Origin of the sequence: Desulfobulbus propionicus DSM 2032 (assembly GCF_000186885.1) — a bacterium.
Classification (GTDB): Bacteria; Desulfobacterota; Desulfobulbia; order Desulfobulbales; family Desulfobulbaceae; genus Desulfobulbus; species Desulfobulbus propionicus.
The window spans coordinates 3,020,465-3,037,564 of sequence record NC_014972.1; the positions used below are offsets into that span (position 1 = coordinate 3,020,465).

The window sequence follows — 17,100 nt, forward strand, 5'->3', positions numbered from 1 at the left end:
TCACATATCCTCGATCAACACACCGCCCTTGGCGATACTGTCACGGCTCTCCTCGTCAATAAAAAGCAGGATCGATTCCTTCGGTTTGCCCGCAGCCTCGGAAATCACATCCGTGACCCCTTTGGCGATTTTTTGTTTCTGCTCCTTGGTAAGCTTTCCAGCAACACGGATACTGACATAGGGCATAGGACCACCTCCACATTATAAAAGGATAAACGCGTGTTTTCCATGCAGTGCCTGCTGTGCCAGGAATCGAGGGGCAATGTCCCGGACAGCATTTCCTTTTTGCAAGACAAACACACTGAACACGGGTAAAAGATAGCAGAATTTCAGCAAGACGTCGATGAGGTTTCCGGGGCCCTGCTTCGCTTATCTCATGGGCACACAGGAGGAATGACAAGATGAATGTGATCGTTACCGGGGGGGCCGGGTATATTGGCAGCCATACCTGCCTGGAACTACTCAATGCCGGTTACCAGGTCACGGTCATTGACAACCTCTGCAATGCCAGCCGGGAATCGATCCGGCGAGTCGAGGCATTGACCGGCAAAGCCATCGCTTTCCACGAGGTTGACCTGTGCGACCTCGACGCTCTTCGTGCGGTTTTCAGGCGCACCCCTGAGGCCAAGGCGGTCATTCATTTCGCGGGTCTGAAGGCGGTTGGTGAATCTGTGCAGCATCCCTTGCGCTACTATCGCAACAATCTCGATTCCACCCTCAATCTCTGCCAAGCAATGCGGGAACATGGGGTGACGGACGTGGTTTTTTCCTCTTCGGCCACGGTCTATGGCGATCCGGCCTCTGTCCCTATCCGGGAGGATTTTCCGCTTTCCTGTACTAACCCGTATGGGCGGACCAAATTGATGATCGAGGAAATACTACGCGATCTACAGATTGCCGATCCGCAGTGGAACGTGATCCTGCTGCGCTATTTCAATCCGGTCGGGGCCCATAAAAGCGGTCGGATCGGCGAGGATCCCAACGGAATTCCCAACAATCTGGTGCCGTACATCGCCCAGGTGGCCATCGGCAAGTTGCGGGAGCTCTCTGTTTTTGGCGGCGATTACCCCACCCCGGACGGTACCGGTGTCCGCGACTACATCCATGTGGTGGATCTGGCGCTCGGCCATTTGCGGGCACTGGAAAAACTTCGGCAACGACCGGGAATCGCTGTGTATAATCTGGGAACCGGACAGGGGTACTCCGTGCTTGAGATGGTCACGGCCTTTGCCCAGGCCTGTGGGCGGCCTATTCCCCATCGGATTATCGGTCGCCGCCCCGGCGATATTGCGAGATGCTATGCCGACCCAACGCTGGCCTGGCATGAATTGGGGTGGCGCGCTCAGTGCGGACTTGCGGAAATGTGCGAGGATACGTGGCGGTGGCAGGCGGCCAACCCCGAAGGATACAACGAAACCATGTCCCCCATGTAACCTCCCCCTTGCAGCTAGTAGCCGCTGGCGATGATCAGGCTAGCGCCCTGCCGCTTGGCGAAGGTGTGTTTTTCCTTGCCTTTCCAGGTATACTCCACCCATTTTCCCTCGGGGGTGGCATTGAGCAACGCCTCAAAAATCGGCATGGCCTTGTCTTTCAAGTTTTCTCCGGCAAGGGTCGGATGGACAAGCAACGTGCCGTTGATTTCCATGACAAACACATACGGCGTATAAGCATCCGCCGCAAAACTTGAGGCATCCTTGCCCGCTTCAATGGCGGTCGCTAGTTCGTTGACGTTTTTCTCAATCGCCATCCGGTCCTCAGCCATAACATTGGCGACCAGGAAAAGCACGATCATCAGCAGCAGAAGATATGGTTGTCGATTCATCGTCTCTCCTTTCCTGTACGATTCAGTTCGAGTTGTCAGACTTGGTGGAACGTTTCCGGCGTCATCACAGATGGACGAGCGTCCAAATGTGAATCGTGCACCAACAAAATCAAGGTCCTGGGGCGAGGGACCAGATTGGTTTTCGCATTTTTTCCTATCCGGAGCGGAAACCGTTATGGTATGTCGAATGCGGATATTTCTTGAGGTTATACCGATGGTTCCTTCGAATGGCAAGACTCTTTTCATCAATCAAATCAATGAACAAACAGAATAGGCACTGCCGACACCATGAGCGAGGATACCCTGTACTCCAGCGGTGAAGTCGAGGAAGACTTTACCTTCAACGATCGGGTGGCCGAGGTCTTCGACGACATGCTCAGCCGCTCTATTCCCTATTACCGCACGGTAATAGACGGCATGGCGCAACTGCTTGCCTGCAGGCTGCCGGGGGGCGGAACCCTCTATGACTTGGGCTGCTCCACCGGCACCACCTTGCTGGAACTATGCCGTCGACTGCCGGAGAGGCAATTCCACTACATCGGTATCGACAATGCCCCATCTATGCTCGATAAGGCGCGAAAGAAGAGTGCCATGTTCGGCAAGCGCACGGTACTCCAATTCATACAAGACGACATCACTTCCTGTCCCCTGCCCTCTGCCTCGGCCATCATTTGCAACTATACCTTGCAATTTCTCCGCCCCATGACCCGCCAGGCCTTTGTCGACCGGATTCACGCCGCCCTGCCCGCTGGAGGGATTTTTTTTCTCAGCGAAAAAACCATTTCCCATGCCGGACGGCTGAACCGCGATTTCATCGAAATCTATCATGCCTTCAAGAAGCAACAGGGCTACTCCGAACTGGAAATCGCCGCCAAGCGCGAGGCCCTGGAAAATGTGCTCATCCCCTTTTCCCTGGACGAAAACATCGCCCTGTTACGCCATGCAGGATTCGATGAGATCGAAACCTATTTCAAGTGGTTCAACTTTACCGCTCTTGTGGCCCTGAAACGATAATCCATGGATCTACTCGAACATTTTCAAGACGCGAAAAGGGATCCCCTCCGGCGTCTGCTCGCCGAAAAATCAGCGTGGTTCAGCCAGGATAAAAAGGGGTTTCTACGCTATCGCCTCCCCTTGCGGTCGGTACAAGATTTGCGTGCGTCATCCTGTGATTTTTCCGGCGATGTGGTGCGCATTGGCACGGCTGACGATCTGAGCGCAGACGATCATGCCCGGGTTCATCAGATCCTGCGCGGTTTAATGCCGTGGCGCAAAGGCCCTTTCTCTGTCTTCGGCATCGACATCGACGCCGAGTGGCGGAGTGAGCGCAAGTGGAACCGCCTCGTTCCGGAACTGCCCGCCCTGGCCGGCAAGATGGTGGCTGATATCGGCTGCAACAACGGCTACTACATGTTCCGCATGGCCCCGTACCAGCCGACCATGGTCCTTGGTTTCGAGCCCTATGTCCATCACTACTACACCTTCAACATCCTCAACACCTTCGCCCAACAACCAAACCTCCGGGCGGAGCCGCTGGGCATCGAGCACCTTGCCCTTTTCCCTGAATGTTTCGACGTTATATTTTGCCTGGGCATTCTTTACCACCGCCCCTCACCACTGGAGGCGTTACGTGATCTGCACTCCGCCCTGCGTCCCGGAGGCATTTTGCTTGTCGAATCGCAAGCCATCGCTGGTAATGACCCTGTGGCCCTGTTTCCCGCCCACACTTATGCCAAGGTTCCCGGAACCTGGTTTGTCCCCACCGCCACCTGCCTCCACAATTGGCTGACGAGAACAGGGTTTACCGAGGTCCGGCTCTTTTGTGATCACGCCATGAGTAGTGCGGAACAAAGGCGAACCGCCTGGATGGAATTTGAATCCTACCAAGATTTCATTGACAAGGATAATCCCGCGCTTACTATAGAAGGGTATCCGGCACCCCGCCGAGTGTTCTTCAAGGCAAAAAAATAACCGCGAGTACAACAGGTTATTGCAACCACTATCTCCGGCTGCACCACAGCAGCCATTCAATCGCATAACGAACAAACAGGATGAATCAATGATGAATGCAAAAGACTGCACATTGTACCACGGCGGCCTGAAAGGGGCTGAATCGGTTTTTGGTGAGAACGCCGAGAAATATGGCGTGCACGAGGTGGTTTTCACGTTTGCAGGACACCGGCTTAATCGCGACCGTAACGCGACGATTTTGAGCGAGGAGGAGTTGCAACGGGGCGATATCAGCATGGAACTCGCCTCGCGGATGATGAATCGGACCTATTATGAAACTGAAAAAATCCGCAGGGTTTTACAAACAATCTTTCACATGGTCAACAAGGGCCATCAGGTCTTTGTCGTCGGCACCATTCTTGACGATAATTCCGTCAAAGGCGGAACCGGCTGGGCAGTGGAATTGGCAAAACTGTTCAATCGCCCCCTGCATGTCTACGACCAACCCCGCAGCCAATGGTTCACCTGGAAGGAAGGCGCCTGGAAGGAAGATTCTCCCCGAATTTGTTACAGCACCTTTGTCGGTTCAGGAACCCGCTATCTCAGCGACGATGGCATCGCCGCCATCAACCAACTGTTTGTCGACAGCTTCGCCAATTAACCCCGCTTTCTTTTTGACCAACCGAACCCATCGACACGCCTCTTCACGCTTCCACCTGGTACCGCGAGCGTGAGGAGGCGTTTTTGCTTGTTTTTGTCGATCATTTTCCAATACAAAACTGGCTGAATACGACATCAAGAACATCGTCAGGCGTTGTCAGCCCAACGATATCCCCCAGGTGATCAAGGGCGGACTGCACCTCCACCGCCAGTAGATCCACGGGTGCGGCCATTGCCATGGCCGCCTCAAATCCTCGGCAAGCCGTCAGGGTCTTGTGTAAAATCGATCGGTGCCGGGTGTTGGGCGCGCAGGTCATCCGTTCGCACAGTTCCGCACCATCGCCGATGATTGCCTGATAAACCGCCTCTTGGAGTTCGTCGATCCCCTCTTGTTGCTTGGCTGAAATGGCCACCACCTTCTTTCCGGAAAACCGAGAGAAAATCGAAGCGATCTGTTCCTTAGTGGCCAGATCACGTTTGTTGACGACAATCACATGCGGCTTATTGCCCAGCGACCGATACAATTCTTCATCGGTCTCCCGCCAGCCGACCTGCGCATCCACCAAAAAAAGTACCAGATCGGCCTGTTCCACCTTCTGTCGAGCCCGCTCAATGCCCAAAGCCTCGACAGGATCGTGATGCAGACGGATGCCGGCGGTGTCCACGAGGTGGAGAGGAATGCCCCGGATGGCGATTCGCTCCTCGATGGTGTCCCGCGTTGTTCCCGGCAGTGGAGTGACCAAGGCCCGCTCCTCCTGAAGTAGCGTGTTGAGCAGACTCGATTTACCGACATTCGGTTGACCGGTGATGACCACCTTAACGCCTTCCCGAACGATTTTACCCTGCTCGGCCATGGCGATGAGCCGTTCAAGCGGCCCGATGAGATGCGTTTGCAACTGATCCTGGATCTGTTGCGCAGCAAAAATCTCCGCATCCTCGTCCGGAAAGTCGATGGCCACTTCCAGCACGGCAAGAATGGAGAGCAAGTGGTCACGAATCTGTTCGAGTTCAGCGAACAGTGCTCCTCGCAACTGATTGACGGCCAACAGCGCCCCTTTTTCGGTCTGAGCCTGCAACAAATCAACCACGGCCTCGGCCCGGGTCAGATCGATACGGCCGGCGAGAAAGGCCCGCTTGGTGAATTCACCAGGGTCGGCGGGCCGGGCTCCACGCTCAAACACTGTTCGGAGAATTTCCTGAAGAACGAGATAGGACCCGTGACACTGCAACTCAACCACATCTTCACGGGTATAGGTATGCGGGGCACGCATATACACGGCCAGGGCCTCGTCGAGAACCTGGCCCGCGCGATTCATGACGGTGCCGTAATAAAGTTGGTGGCTAGTAAAATGGGAATGGGGTTTATGGGAAACGAACAATTGACGCAAAAGCGTCAGGGCCTCCGGCCCGGAGATGCGGATTATGCCGATTCCACCGGTTCCCGGAGCGGTGGCGATGGCGGCGATGGTATCATTCGCCCGATGGACGGCCACCTTGTCCTCCCCGTCGCTTTTTCGCCACCGGTCGGCGTCCTTTGCCGGGTTTGTAGATCAGGACTTTTTTGAACAATCCTTCGCCCACCGACCGACTGCGAACCCCTTTATCCTCCTGGAGGACCATGTGCACGACACGACGCTCCGAGGGGTTGAGAGCCGGGATGGCCTGCGTCTTGCCATCCGCCTTTACCAGCTCGGCCAACTGGACCGCCCGCGCCTTCAACTCTTCCGCTCGCCGCTCGCGAAAATCACCGACATTCAAAGCAAGCATGATTCGGTCGGGCAAGTGGCGGGAAACCATTTTGCGCAGCAAATATTGCAAGCTATCCAAAGTACGCCCCTCGGGACCGACGATGTGCTCCTCATGCGCCCCTGAAATGTGGCACTGGACCGTGTTGTCCTCATAGCTCACTCGGACTTCCGATGGCAGCCTCATCAGGGTCAGCAATTGGTGCAGATCTTCTTGGATTGCGCCCAGATTTTCTGCCGAGGGCGGTTCAAAGGCAATGTCCTCTTCGAATGATTCCACATCGCCATCGGCCCCCTCCTCCCCCGCTTCTTCCTGTGGCCGTGCTTGCTCCTCAACCACTTTCGCCATTTCCGCCGGCCTGGCAACTCGTTCGACCGCCGCCACCGCCTCCACGGTTTGCGGCTCGTCGCTCGTCGACGGTGCGGCCTCCTCCTCGGTCTTGACAGGGGTGGCGGGAACGGGGGGGGCGATCTCCGCCGAGAGTGGGACGGCCTTTCGTTGCACACGAATGTGGGCTTTTTTCTTGCAAAGGCCGAAAATGCCGGCTGATCCGGTCTCCAGGACCTCGATGTCAAGATCCTCCCGGGAGGCCCCTATCTCCCGACATGCCTGTTCAATTACTTCCGCAATATCCTTGCCGTAAAAATCTTTTTCCTTTGCCATGTGCACCGTTCCTACACCAGAGGTTCACGCCTTGTTCTGCCGATTGATGAGATATTGCTGCAAAATGGAAAGCAGGTTATTGACAAACCAGTACAGTACCAGGCCCGATGCAAAATTAATAAACATGAAAGTGAAGACTATCGGCAAGAATTGCATGATGCGCGCCTGGGTTGGATCCGCGGTGGTCGGCGTCATCTTTTGTTGCAGATACATGGAAGCGCCCATCAGCAGGGTCAGGATCGGAATGCCATGGAGATAGGGAATGTCGAACCCTATCCACAGTCTGTCGGGAGCGGACAAATCATTGATCCACAGCATGAAGGGGGCATGGCGCAATTCGATGGCGGCCATCAATACCCGGTACAGGGCGAAAAAGAAGGGAATCTGAATCAGCATCGGCAAACAACCGCCGACAGGATTGACCTTGTAGGTTTTGTACAGGGTCATCATCTCCTGATTCATCTTGGCCGGATCATCCTTGAACCGCTCCCGCAGCTTGGCAATTTTGGGCTGCAATTTCTGCATGTTTTTCATGGACTTCATCCCCTTTTGGGTGATGGGCCAGAAAATGAGCTTGATCAGGATAGTGAGGAGAATGATGGCGACGCCGTAGTTATGGCTGAACTGATGGAAAAAATTGAGCAACCAAAGCATGGGCTTGGCCAAGACATCAAACCAGCCGAAATCCACGGCCTTGGCCAAGTCGCTGCCTGCGGTTTGGAGAACCTGGAGCTTTTTGGGGCCGAAATACAGTGTGTAGGCAAAAGATTTGCCTTCATGGGGCCCGATTGTCTGAATGCCTTCCGAAAGAACCGTCCGTACCTGCTGTTCCGATCCCTGCAGGGTAATGGTGCGGCCATTGCCGACTGCCGGTGCCACGGTGGTCATGAAATAGTTGTCGACATACCCTGTCCAGCTCACCTTGCCCTGGAGAACCACCGGCGCCTCGGTCAGCTTTTTCGCCTTGGTTTCGACCAATTTTTCGTTCACATAGGCAGCCGGCCCGGCAAAGAGATACTTGCTGGTTTCACTGGCATGGGCAAACGGTTCGTTGACCATGGTCAGGGCGGGTGAAACCTGAACAGGCCGATCGGTGGTGTTGCTGACCTTATATTCAACATTGATCAGATAGCTGTCGCCTCGAAATGTCAGAGTACGGACAATCGCTATCCCGTCGGCCAGGGCCGCCGTCATGGTCAACGTCCCGGTATCTCCTTGATTGGTGAGGGTCACGGCATTTTTGTCCGCCGTGTAGGTCGGCAAGACCGTGCCCGCTCCATTATCCAAGGAGAACAGGACAGGCGCATCCGCTGGCCCCTTGCCGATGATCAGCTGCATCGGACCCGCGTCTTCCGCATTCGTGCTCCGGTAGCTCTTCAGAACAAACCCCTTCACGCCCCCGCCCTGTTCATTGATCACCGCTGTGTACAACGGGGTGTCCACGGTGACATCGTGAGCGAGAGGGTCGACGGCAACCGTGGATGGAGTTGCGGCGATACCGGTCGCGGCGGCGGGTGCCCCACCGGCTGTCTGCTGGTTGGCGGAGGAGGCAGCCTGCGTGGCCTGTCCAGGGGCCTGCGGTTGGGGAGGAACGGGCTTGACAAAGAAATACTGATACCCGATCAAAATGAGAAAGGAGAGGACAATGGCCAAAAAGGCTCTGTAAAGATCCATGTCATGTACCTTGGGGTGCCTCTATGTGCAGAGGTGTTGACTGAAAATGACGCATCCCGCTCTCACGCCTCAGCGCACGGGGTCATAGCCACCGCGGGAAAAGGGATGGCAGCGCAGTATTCGCCATATAGCCATCAAGGTTCCGCGGAAAACGCCATGTTTCCTGACCGCTTCAATGGCATATTGGGAGCAAGAAGGAATGAATCGACAGACAGGGGGAAACAAGGGGGAGAGAAGAAGTTGATAGCCTCTGAACAAGGCAATCAAGCACATTGCAGGCGCTTTCCGCCATGATCGTCCAGACTTTCCTTCCGACGACGAGCTCGGATGGTGATCATCGAAGGCCATGGAGCTGTTCCTTGTCTCAGCCGCAGAGCGTTCTTGCTATATCGGCCCGCAAAGCAGCAAAGCTGTCCAGGGAAAAATCCGGCCGAACAGCGATGACAACATCACAATGAGCCGGAAAGTCTCCGCGGTTAAGCCGAAACACTTCGCGCACTAACCGCTTAACCCTATTCCGCCGCACAGCATTTCCTGTTTTTCTCTGCACACTGATTCCCAGTCGGTTCCAGGGAAGTGTATTCGGCATGACGATCACGGTGAACCCGTTGCCGCGATGCCGCTGTCCAGACCGATAAACGCGTTGAAACTCTCCCGTTTTCCGCAGTAAGTGCGCCTTGGGAAGCGTGAAGCGATCCAAGGGGGTTAAGCGGCCAGCCGTTTCCGTCCTTTTGCTCTCCGACGTTGAATGACGGCCCGACCGGAATGCGTCTTCATGCGAACAAGAAATCCATGGGTCCGGGCACGCTTGGTATTGCTTGGTTGAAAGGTTCTTTTACTCATGATCCTATCCTTTGTTGCAGATAACTTGATGAATTCTTCACGATATGGGGCAACCGGAGGTTACCGCTCCATTTCCTGTCCTCGCCCATCCGCTGGCGCAAGCGGTTCGTTAAGCCCGACCGAAGCAACGGACGACGAAAAGAGCAAGCGACCCAATGTCGTCAAATCACTTTTCAAAAGAGTTTATTTTAATCATAGAGGACAATTTATGTCAAATTATTTCCCCCAAGGCCAAGGATATAATCGGTCGGTCATTCGACTGTCCTTTCCGCGACGGAGCATAACTCTCGTTGCGACCGTGGATACGCGTCACGGGATGCGCCCCATCAAGGTTGCAAATATCATCTCACACCGTATAATGCTTGATTTTCATGCGCCTCGCACTTGGTCGGAGAGATCTATTTTGAGCGACCATACCGTGTGGCACCGACGATGCAACCAGTAAACGACAATCATGATTGACTTTGATATCGCCGTAATAGGGGCAGGACACGCAGGATGCGAAGCCGCACTCGCCGCCGCCCGCATGGGATGCAGCACCCTGGTGTGCGTCATTAACGCAGACACCATCGGGGCCATGTCCTGCAACCCGGCCATCGGTGGACTGGCCAAGGGGCATTTGGTCAAGGAGATCGATGCATTGGGCGGTGAAATGGCAAAGAATATAGATGCCACGGGCATCCAATTCCGCCGGCTGAACACCAGCAAGGGGCCAGCGGTCCGCTCGTCCAGAGCCCAGGCCGACCGCCTCCTCTACCGGTTGCGCATGAAACACATTCTCGAAAATCAGCCAAATTTAGCCATTCGTCAAGCTGTGGTCGACGAAATCCTGATAGAAAACGGCCGAGTTGTCGGGTTACGTACCTCGTTGGACGAATGTGTGCGCGTCAGAGCGATCGTGGTCGCCACCGGTACTTTTCTCAATGGCCTTATCCATGTGGGCCTGAAAAACTTTCCCGCCGGCCGCATGGGCGATGCGCCCTCGACGAAACTGGCCCAGTGGTTCGCCTCCACAGGCTTCACGGTTGGTCGCATGAAAACCGGGACAGTTCCCCGACTGGACGGCAACAGTATCGACTACTCCCAGCTTGTTGCCCAGTATTCCGATGAGCAGCCCGCGCTGTTTTCCTTTTCTTCCCACGGAGCGCCGCCCCTTGTCCAGAGGCCCTGCTACATCACCTACACCAACGAACGCACCCACGACATCATTCGCCAGTCCATCCACCAATCACCGATGTATGCCGGAATCATCGAGGGAGTGGGCGCGAGATACTGTCCGTCGATCGAGGACAAGGTGATGCGCTTTCCCGAAAAAGTCCGCCATCAGATTTTCCTCGAACCCGAAGGACTCGAAACCATCGAAGTGTACCCCAACGGCATCCCCACCAGCCTGCCGCTGGCCACCCAAATCGAGATGGTGCACTCCATTCAAGGGCTGGAGCATGCCCGTATCATCCGTCCCGGGTACGCCATCGAATACGATTATGTTGATCCGCGGGAGCTCAAGCCTTCACTGGAAACCAAGAAAATTGTCGGCCTTTTTCTTGCGGGGCAGATTAACGGCACTTCGGGATACGAGGAGGCTGCCGGCCAAGGCCTGATGGCGGCAATCAACAGTGTGCAGTATGTGCGTGGCGAGGAACCGGTAATCCTCGACCGATCCCAAGCCTATCTGGGGGTCCTGATTGATGACCTGGTGACCCTCGGCACCAAGGAGCCCTATCGGCTGTTCACTTCCCGCGCGGAGTACCGGCTGCTCCTGCGCGAGGATAACGCTGACATGCGGTTGCGACCTATCGGCCATCGCATCGGCCTAGTGGATGAACCGACCTGGCACGAATTCGTCCACAAGAAAGAATATATCAGCCGGGTGCTGCACTACTTGCATGAAACCAGAATCAAACCCGTGCCAGGAATCAATGCCTTTCTCGCCGCCCACAATGCGCCGGCCCTCTCCCAGGCCATGACGCTGGCGGAACTGCTCCGCCGGCCAGAGATCAGACTGCACATGCTTGCCCAAATGAGCCGGGCAGTCGACAGCCTTCCGCCCTTTCCGGAAGAAGCGCTTGCCTTCCACGACGAGATCGAACTGCAGATCAAGTACGAAGGCTATATCAAAAGGCAGGAAGAGCAAATTTCCCGCTTTAAAAAGCTGGAAAGCATCGAACTGCCGCCCGGACTCGTGTACAAGGGACTCCCTGGCCTTTCCAATGAAGTGGTGGAAAAACTAACTAGAGTCCAGCCCCGTTCACTTGGCCAGGCCTCCAGAATCTCCGGGGTGACACCAGCGGCACTCTCCGTGCTCCAGGTTCACCTGAAACGGCTTGGCCTTTTATGATCACCATCCCCAATGCTTGAATTCCCCTCGATAAATCCGGTCCTTCTCAGCTTTGGCTCTCTGCAGATTCGCTGGTATGGCCTGATGTACGTCATCGGCTTCAGTTGCGCCTATCTGCTGGTCGTTCACCAGGCAAAAAAATTCGCCTGGAAACAAATGCTCACCCATGTCGACAACCTTAACCTCGCCCTGATTATCGGCGTGATTATCGGTGGACGGCTGGGATATGTGCTCCTCTACAACCCGATGCATTATCTGATGCATCCCATGGAAATACCCGCTATTTGGTCCGGAGGCATGTCCTTTCATGGTGGCTGCCTGGGGGCACTGCTCACCGGCGCGTTGTATTGCCGCAAACAGGGATTGGACTATTGGCGGGCTGCGGATCTCTTCATCGCCACCGCACCCATCGGTCTTTTTTTCGGACGGTTGGGCAATTTTATCAATGGCGAACTCTATGGACGCATCAGCACCGCGCCGTGGGCCATGGTCTTCCCGGATGGCGGACCTTTGCCCCGACATCCTTCCCAGTTGTACGAAGCGGCGCTTGAAGGATTGCTTCTGTTTCTGCTTTTATGGGGCATGAAAGCCAACCCCTGGCATCAGCCGAAGAAACGACTCTGGCCACATGGGAGCATGCTGTCCCTCTTTCTCATTGGATACGGCTGCTGCCGATTCTTGGTCGAATTTTTCCGCGAACCCGATGCGCAACTCGGTTTTATTATCGGTCTCTTTTCCATGGGTCAGGTGCTTTGCTTGCTGATGGTGGTGGCGGGAACAGCCCTCTGGTATGCGCGGATAACAGCGCAAACGGAAAAAGCAACCGTTCACCCCCCCCCCTCAGCAACTTAATCGCAGAGGATTTTTCCAGCAAGCTCCTTACCGGGACGAAATTTCACCACACGACGCGGAGGAATGGGCACCGTCTCTCCAGTCTTCGGGTTTCTCCCTTTTCTGGGAGCACGATCCACCACCGAAAAGCTGCCGAAACCAACCAACGTAACCCTTTTTCCCTCTGTGATTGCCGCAGACAAGGTTGACAACAAACCATTGAGACCACGTTCCGCGGCGATTTTGCTGATTTGCGCTGAATGCGCGATAGATTCAATAAGATCGCTCTTATTCATGTTTTCCTCCTCGCCTGATGTTCATTGATCGCCCCATTCCGCACCAGAAAAAAAGCCGGACACGTCTTCAGAGACGTTGCAATAAATCTCAGGGAGGAGAAAAAAACAATTGTCGGAACTACCTATTTCTTTGTAGGTAGATTTACCTAACGAGGAAAATAGTAGAGAAAAATAAAATAAATAGAAGCAAAGACCGTGGTGGTCCCGATACAAATAATGCAAGAAAATTATTTTTCGGGAAAAAGCACTGCATTGCGGACCACGTGATTGACCAGGTCCACGGTGTTTTTCATTTTGAATTTTTTCAATAAGTTTGCCCTGTGGTGATCAATGGTCCTGGGGCTTAACTGCAATATCTCGCCAATTTCCTTGCTGGAGCACCCCTGCACCACCAACTTGAGCACCTGCTTCTCCCGTTCGCTGAGGATGACATACGGGACTGTGCCCGGCTGACGAAACGCGGTGAGCGCTTCATCGGTGACCTCAGAAAACAACTGCGATGAAATGTACGTTTTCCCCGATCTGATGGCTTCAATGGCCGCAAGCAATTCGGCGTCCGAATCATCCTTAATCAGATACCCTTGGGCACCCGCGGCAATGGCTTGGTAAAAATACTGCTTGTTGGCGTGCATGGTCAGGACGAGGATGTCGACCGCTGGATACTGCTTTCGGATGGCGGAAACAGCTTCAATACCGTTTAAATGGGGCATGGTGATATCCACAATCACCATGTCCGGCACCTCCTCCCGCAGAAGCCCAAGCAATTCCACGCCGTCGCTGGCTTCGGCAACGATCTGCAGGGCTGGATTCTTGCAAACAAGACTCTTGAGTCCTTGCCTGATCAGACTATGGTCGTCAGCGACAACAATGCGGTATCGTTGCTGCATGCAATCCCAATCCTTCATCTGCTTTTACCGGAACAGGAGGCTGACGGGGCAGTGATCGGAACCGGTTATTTCACCGTGGATGGCGGCTTCGAGCACGCGATCCCTGCTTGATCCATCAACAATGAAGTAGTCGATTCTCCACCCAATATTTTTTGCCCGTGCGTTAAAACGATAACTCCACCACGTATACTGCCCCGCTTCCTGATTGAATTGGCGAAACGTATCAACATAGCCAGCGGCGATGAGTTCATCCATCCAGGCGCGCTCTTGCTCGGAAAAACCTGGATTTTTCACGTTTGCCTTGGGGTTGGCAAGGTCAATCTCCTTGTGGGCGACATTCAAGTCGCCGCAGAGCACAACGGTCTTCTCCGAGCGGAGGCGATCCATATAGGCCAAGAGGGTGCGATTGAATTCCTGCTTGAAGGCTAACCGTTTCAGCTCAGGCTGGGCATTGGGCGAATAGGTATTGATCAAATAAAAATCCGGGTATTCAAGGGTCAGCACTCGCCCTTCGTCGTCAAATTGCGGCTGCTCCATTCCATAGAGCACCCGCAAGGGCGGTATTTTACTGAAAACCGCTGTGCCGGCATACCCTTTCTTTTTGGCCGAATGCCAAAAACTCTGATATCCTGAAACGTTGCGCAACTGATCGTCCAATTGATCCGGATGTGCTTTGATCTCCTGCAGGGCAAGGATATCGGCGTCGAGCTCATGCAGGACATCGAGAAAGCCGTTTTTGGCCACCGCTCGAAGACCATTGACATTCCAGGAAATCAACTTTCTTTCGTCCCGTCCCTGTCGCACAGTTCCTCCCTGCTGTTTTTTTCGAGGCGTTACCCCTAGGCGGGGACAATAGGCGGCAATAACGCAACGGTCACAATGAGGGCGTTGCGGCTTGCACGTTCCTTGACCAAAGGCGACCAACAGGCCGTTGATTCGGATCCAATACTGCCGGGGCAGCTTTTGCCGCAGGACCATCTCAGTTTGCAACGGCGTCGTCGTCTGCACGTAGCCCCAGATATTCATAATCCGATGGACGTGGGTATCGACGCAGATCGCCGGTTTGTGAAAGGCGACGGCAACCACCAGATTGGCGGTCTTTCGCCCCACTCCCGGTAACTGGACAAGCGAATCTATGTCATCGGGAACAACCCCGCCGAACCGTTGCAGCGCGCCTGGCAATTCGCCGAGATGTTTTGCCTTGGTTCGAAAAAACCCAACGGGATAGATGAGCTGTTCCACATCCGCAACCGTCAACGTCGCCAGCTCAGCGGCGGTGCTCGCCCGGGCGAACAGTCGACGGGCAGCCGCCGCTGTCACCTCGTCCTTGGTTCGGGCCGACAGGATGGTGGCCACCAGCACTTTGAACGGATCGTTTGTCTGGGTGGCAATCAAGTCAACGACCGGAACATCGTAGCTGCTGACCTCGCGCTCAAGAATGGGAATAACCGTGTCGATGGGGAAAATCATTTCAAATGGCGTGATCAAACGATGTATGGCCCCTCAGTCATTGCATAACTGGCACAATCCTCCAGATGGAAATAACAGGGATGCCTCGCTTGAGCAAGAGTTCTGAGATTCGCGCTCGAAAGAAAAAACCTGTGAACCAAAAGCTCACGGAGCGCGAAAAAAAACGCCCATTCCCTGTACCACAGGGAATGGGCGAATGACGGTGATGTGCGGTTAAAAAATTCCTTGGCTGAGCATGGAGACTTCACCGCTTTCCAGATCGTAATAGGTGGCCACGACCAAAACGCGCCCCTCTTTTACAAGATCCGCTACAATCGGTTCGGATTCTTCGATTTTCCTTGCAGTGGTCACGGCAAGTTCCTTGGCCGCGTTGTTTGTCCAGTGTCCTTCCAATCCTTTGGTTTTTTTCAAGGCCGCATCAATGGAGGGCGTGAGGCTGGCAATGTGGCCGCTCAGCTTGACCCCCTGCGCGACGGCGGTCACCGCTCCACACGAGGAATGCCCCATGACCATGACCAGAGGGGTATGCAGATGGGAGACCGCGTATTCAATGCTGCCAAGGATATGATCGTTGATGATGTTACCGGCTACTCGGACGACAAAAATATCACCCAAGCCTTGGTCGAAAACATCGACAGGCGGTACGCGCGAATCGGCACAGGTGAGCACCACGGCAATCGGTTCTTGTCCAGAGACCAAACCTTTTCTCGACTCTTCACAATGGTTGGGGTGTTCGAGTTTGCCGGAAAGAAATCGTTTATTTCCATCAAGTAATCGCTGGAGCGCTTCTTTTCCTGTGAGCTGTCTTCTTGCTGACTGCATTGTCCAAGTCCTCTTTGTGGTCAGAGTTTTGTTTCATAGGGAACAAACAATAGGCCATGGGGGCTTTTCGCATTTCATTCCGGTGAATGAAGCGCAAAAACATATCAGCAAGAGTGAATTTTAGCCACAGGGAAAATGAATGGAGGCGAAAAAGCCATCGTGTCGGCGGCCCTCTCATCGGAAAAAAACACAACGGTCGCCAGCGAGGCAGCCTCACTGCTCACTGTAATAATAATCCTGTTGGTACTCGTAGTAACCAAACACCTTGTAATCGAGCATCGTTGCTTTATAGGCATTGAAAACCACGCCGAGAATCTTGTCCCTACCGATGGCGTCGGCCAAGGCTTTGACGTATTCTCGACGGGAAGCGCCATAGCGCACGACCAGGATGACCCCGTCCACATGCTGGGCAAGCACAGCGGTTTCACTGGCAGCATGGAGTGGCGGGCTGTCCAAAAGCACAATACGGTCATCATAACGCTTGGCCAACTCATCAACCAAACTGATCATGGACGCCGACCCGAGGAGTTCGGCGGGATTGATGGATCGGGGGCCGGCTTGCAAGATGGAAAGCTTCTCCACCCCCGACGAGACGAGGAGCTCGGAGAGTTTTTTCTTGTGTTGCAGATAATCGGCAAGCCCGGAACGGTTGCTCAACCCGAAAAGCGTATGCTGCGCTGGCCGGCGCAGATCACAATCCACCAGCAGGCAATAATTATCCACCCCCTGCGCCAGAGAGATCCCCAAATTGGCGCAAATAAAACTTTTTCCTTCTCCTGGAGAAGCGCTGGTCACCAGGATACTGCGAGGGATCGGTCCCGAATTGGGGTAGAGAATACGCGTCCGCAGCGCTCGGATACTCTCCGCCACTGGTCCGGTTGTAACGGTGGCCAGGGAAAGACGATCATCCCACCGCCCCTGTCGGGGAGATTGCCGGTCAGCGGCCTCGTCTTCATGCGTGTGGCCAGTTTCCCTGGAATCGACTTCAGGAAAATTTTGGCTTTCAAGCGCAACCTGCTCCGCAGCACTCGGTACAGTGTCTTCCGATGCGTCGACCCGTTTCAAGGCGTTGAATACCTTACCCACAATATCCTCCGA

General features: G+C 54.5%; 19 protein-coding genes. 6 read left to right on the top strand and 13 right to left on the bottom strand.

The genetic code is table 11. The features are described from left to right. Complete coding sequence (locus DESPR_RS13175; protein ID WP_015725286.1) at nucleotides 1-186, bottom strand: tautomerase family protein; 186 nt, start codon at nucleotides 184-186, stop codon at nucleotides 1-3. Between the two features lie 215 nt (nucleotides 187-401). Between DESPR_RS13175 and galE the strand changes: the two genes are divergently transcribed. Continuing rightward, the gene (galE, locus tag DESPR_RS13180) at nucleotides 402-1,433 is read left to right on the top strand and encodes a UDP-glucose 4-epimerase GalE (protein WP_015725287.1); all 1,032 of its coding nucleotides are present in this window, start codon (nucleotides 402-404) and stop codon (nucleotides 1,431-1,433) included. Between the two features lie 14 nt (nucleotides 1,434-1,447). Here the strand turns inward: galE and DESPR_RS13185 are convergent, their stop codons facing one another. After that, a complete protein-coding gene (locus DESPR_RS13185; RefSeq protein WP_015725288.1) occupies nucleotides 1,448-1,822 on the bottom strand; it encodes a hypothetical protein in 375 nt (124 codons plus the stop codon). Between the two features lie 288 nt (nucleotides 1,823-2,110). Between DESPR_RS13185 and cmoA the strand changes: the two genes are divergently transcribed. From cmoA to DESPR_RS13200, 3 genes are all read left to right on the top strand, one after another. Further along, complete coding sequence (gene cmoA, locus DESPR_RS13190) at nucleotides 2,111-2,836, top strand: carboxy-S-adenosyl-L-methionine synthase CmoA (RefSeq protein WP_015725289.1); 726 nt, start codon at nucleotides 2,111-2,113, stop codon at nucleotides 2,834-2,836. Between the two features lie 3 nt (nucleotides 2,837-2,839). Next, the gene (cmoB, locus tag DESPR_RS13195) at nucleotides 2,840-3,793 is read left to right on the top strand and encodes a tRNA 5-methoxyuridine(34)/uridine 5-oxyacetic acid(34) synthase CmoB (protein ID WP_015725290.1); all 954 of its coding nucleotides are present in this window, start codon (nucleotides 2,840-2,842) and stop codon (nucleotides 3,791-3,793) included. An 88-nt stretch (nucleotides 3,794-3,881) separates the two neighbouring features. Further along, complete coding sequence (locus tag DESPR_RS13200) at nucleotides 3,882-4,433, top strand: hypothetical protein (protein WP_015725291.1); 552 nt, start codon at nucleotides 3,882-3,884, stop codon at nucleotides 4,431-4,433. A gap of 100 nt (nucleotides 4,434-4,533) precedes the next feature. Here the strand turns inward: DESPR_RS13200 and mnmE are convergent, their stop codons facing one another. The 6 genes from mnmE to rpmH all read right to left on the bottom strand — a co-directional run bounded on the left by mnmE (nucleotide 4,534) and on the right by rpmH (nucleotide 9,358). Continuing rightward, nucleotides 4,534-5,925 (bottom strand): tRNA uridine-5-carboxymethylaminomethyl(34) synthesis GTPase MnmE, encoded by a 1,392-nt coding sequence (gene mnmE, locus DESPR_RS13205; RefSeq protein WP_015725292.1) that lies wholly within the window; start codon nucleotides 5,923-5,925, stop codon nucleotides 4,534-4,536. Then, nucleotides 5,903-6,841 carry a Jag N-terminal domain-containing protein gene (locus DESPR_RS13210; protein ID WP_015725293.1) on the bottom strand — a complete coding sequence of 313 codons (939 nt, stop codon included), beginning with the start codon at nucleotides 6,839-6,841 and terminating at the stop codon, nucleotides 5,903-5,905. Before DESPR_RS13210 ends, mnmE begins: the two co-directional genes overlap by 23 nt. A gap of 24 nt (nucleotides 6,842-6,865) precedes the next feature. Then, a complete protein-coding gene (gene yidC, locus DESPR_RS13215) occupies nucleotides 6,866-8,515 on the bottom strand; it encodes a membrane protein insertase YidC (protein ID WP_015725294.1) in 1,650 nt (549 codons plus the stop codon). A gap of 69 nt (nucleotides 8,516-8,584) precedes the next feature. After that, nucleotides 8,585-8,788 carry a membrane protein insertion efficiency factor YidD gene (yidD, locus tag DESPR_RS18010; protein ID WP_218918309.1) on the bottom strand — a complete coding sequence of 68 codons (204 nt, stop codon included), beginning with the start codon at nucleotides 8,786-8,788 and terminating at the stop codon, nucleotides 8,585-8,587. Nucleotides 8,789-8,879: 91 nt separating this feature from the next. Next, on the bottom strand, nucleotides 8,880-9,215 hold the full coding sequence (gene rnpA / locus DESPR_RS18015) for a ribonuclease P protein component (RefSeq protein ID WP_015725296.1): 336 nt from the start codon (nucleotides 9,213-9,215) through the stop codon (nucleotides 8,880-8,882). 5 nt (nucleotides 9,216-9,220) lie between these two features. After that, nucleotides 9,221-9,358 carry a 50S ribosomal protein L34 gene (gene rpmH, locus DESPR_RS18810; RefSeq protein WP_081458040.1) on the bottom strand — a complete coding sequence of 46 codons (138 nt, stop codon included), beginning with the start codon at nucleotides 9,356-9,358 and terminating at the stop codon, nucleotides 9,221-9,223. A gap of 454 nt (nucleotides 9,359-9,812) precedes the next feature. Here rpmH and mnmG point away from each other — a divergent pair, with 454 nt between their 5' ends. Together mnmG and lgt are read left to right on the top strand one after the other, a co-directional pair. After that, on the top strand, nucleotides 9,813-11,696 hold the full coding sequence (gene mnmG, locus DESPR_RS13220) for a tRNA uridine-5-carboxymethylaminomethyl(34) synthesis enzyme MnmG (RefSeq protein ID WP_015725297.1): 1,884 nt from the start codon (nucleotides 9,813-9,815) through the stop codon (nucleotides 11,694-11,696). 12 nt (nucleotides 11,697-11,708) lie between these two features. Beyond that, nucleotides 11,709-12,548, top strand: a complete 840-nt coding sequence (gene lgt / locus DESPR_RS13225; protein ID WP_015725298.1) for a prolipoprotein diacylglyceryl transferase — start codon at nucleotides 11,709-11,711, stop codon at nucleotides 12,546-12,548. On the opposite strand, the gene DESPR_RS13230 is transcribed toward lgt, so the two are convergent. The 5 genes from DESPR_RS13230 to DESPR_RS18030 form a co-directional block, all read right to left on the bottom strand. Beyond that, nucleotides 12,545-12,823 (bottom strand): HU family DNA-binding protein, encoded by a 279-nt coding sequence (locus DESPR_RS13230; protein ID WP_015725299.1) that lies wholly within the window; start codon nucleotides 12,821-12,823, stop codon nucleotides 12,545-12,547. The two genes, lgt and DESPR_RS13230, sit on opposite strands and share 4 nt — an antisense overlap. 227 nt (nucleotides 12,824-13,050) lie before the next feature. Further along, the gene (locus tag DESPR_RS13235) at nucleotides 13,051-13,710 is read right to left on the bottom strand and encodes a response regulator (RefSeq protein WP_015725300.1); all 660 of its coding nucleotides are present in this window, start codon (nucleotides 13,708-13,710) and stop codon (nucleotides 13,051-13,053) included. A gap of 24 nt (nucleotides 13,711-13,734) precedes the next feature. Further along, entirely contained in the window at nucleotides 13,735-15,180 is a 1,446-nt protein-coding gene (locus DESPR_RS18025; protein ID WP_015725301.1) for an exodeoxyribonuclease III, read from the bottom strand. A gap of 213 nt (nucleotides 15,181-15,393) precedes the next feature. After that, the gene (locus DESPR_RS13245; RefSeq protein ID WP_015725302.1) at nucleotides 15,394-16,002 is read right to left on the bottom strand and encodes a carbonic anhydrase; all 609 of its coding nucleotides are present in this window, start codon (nucleotides 16,000-16,002) and stop codon (nucleotides 15,394-15,396) included. A 213-nt stretch (nucleotides 16,003-16,215) separates the two neighbouring features. Then, complete coding sequence (locus DESPR_RS18030) at nucleotides 16,216-17,067, bottom strand: CpsD/CapB family tyrosine-protein kinase (protein ID WP_169701620.1); 852 nt, start codon at nucleotides 17,065-17,067, stop codon at nucleotides 16,216-16,218. Nucleotides 17,068-17,100 lie beyond the last annotated feature (33 nt).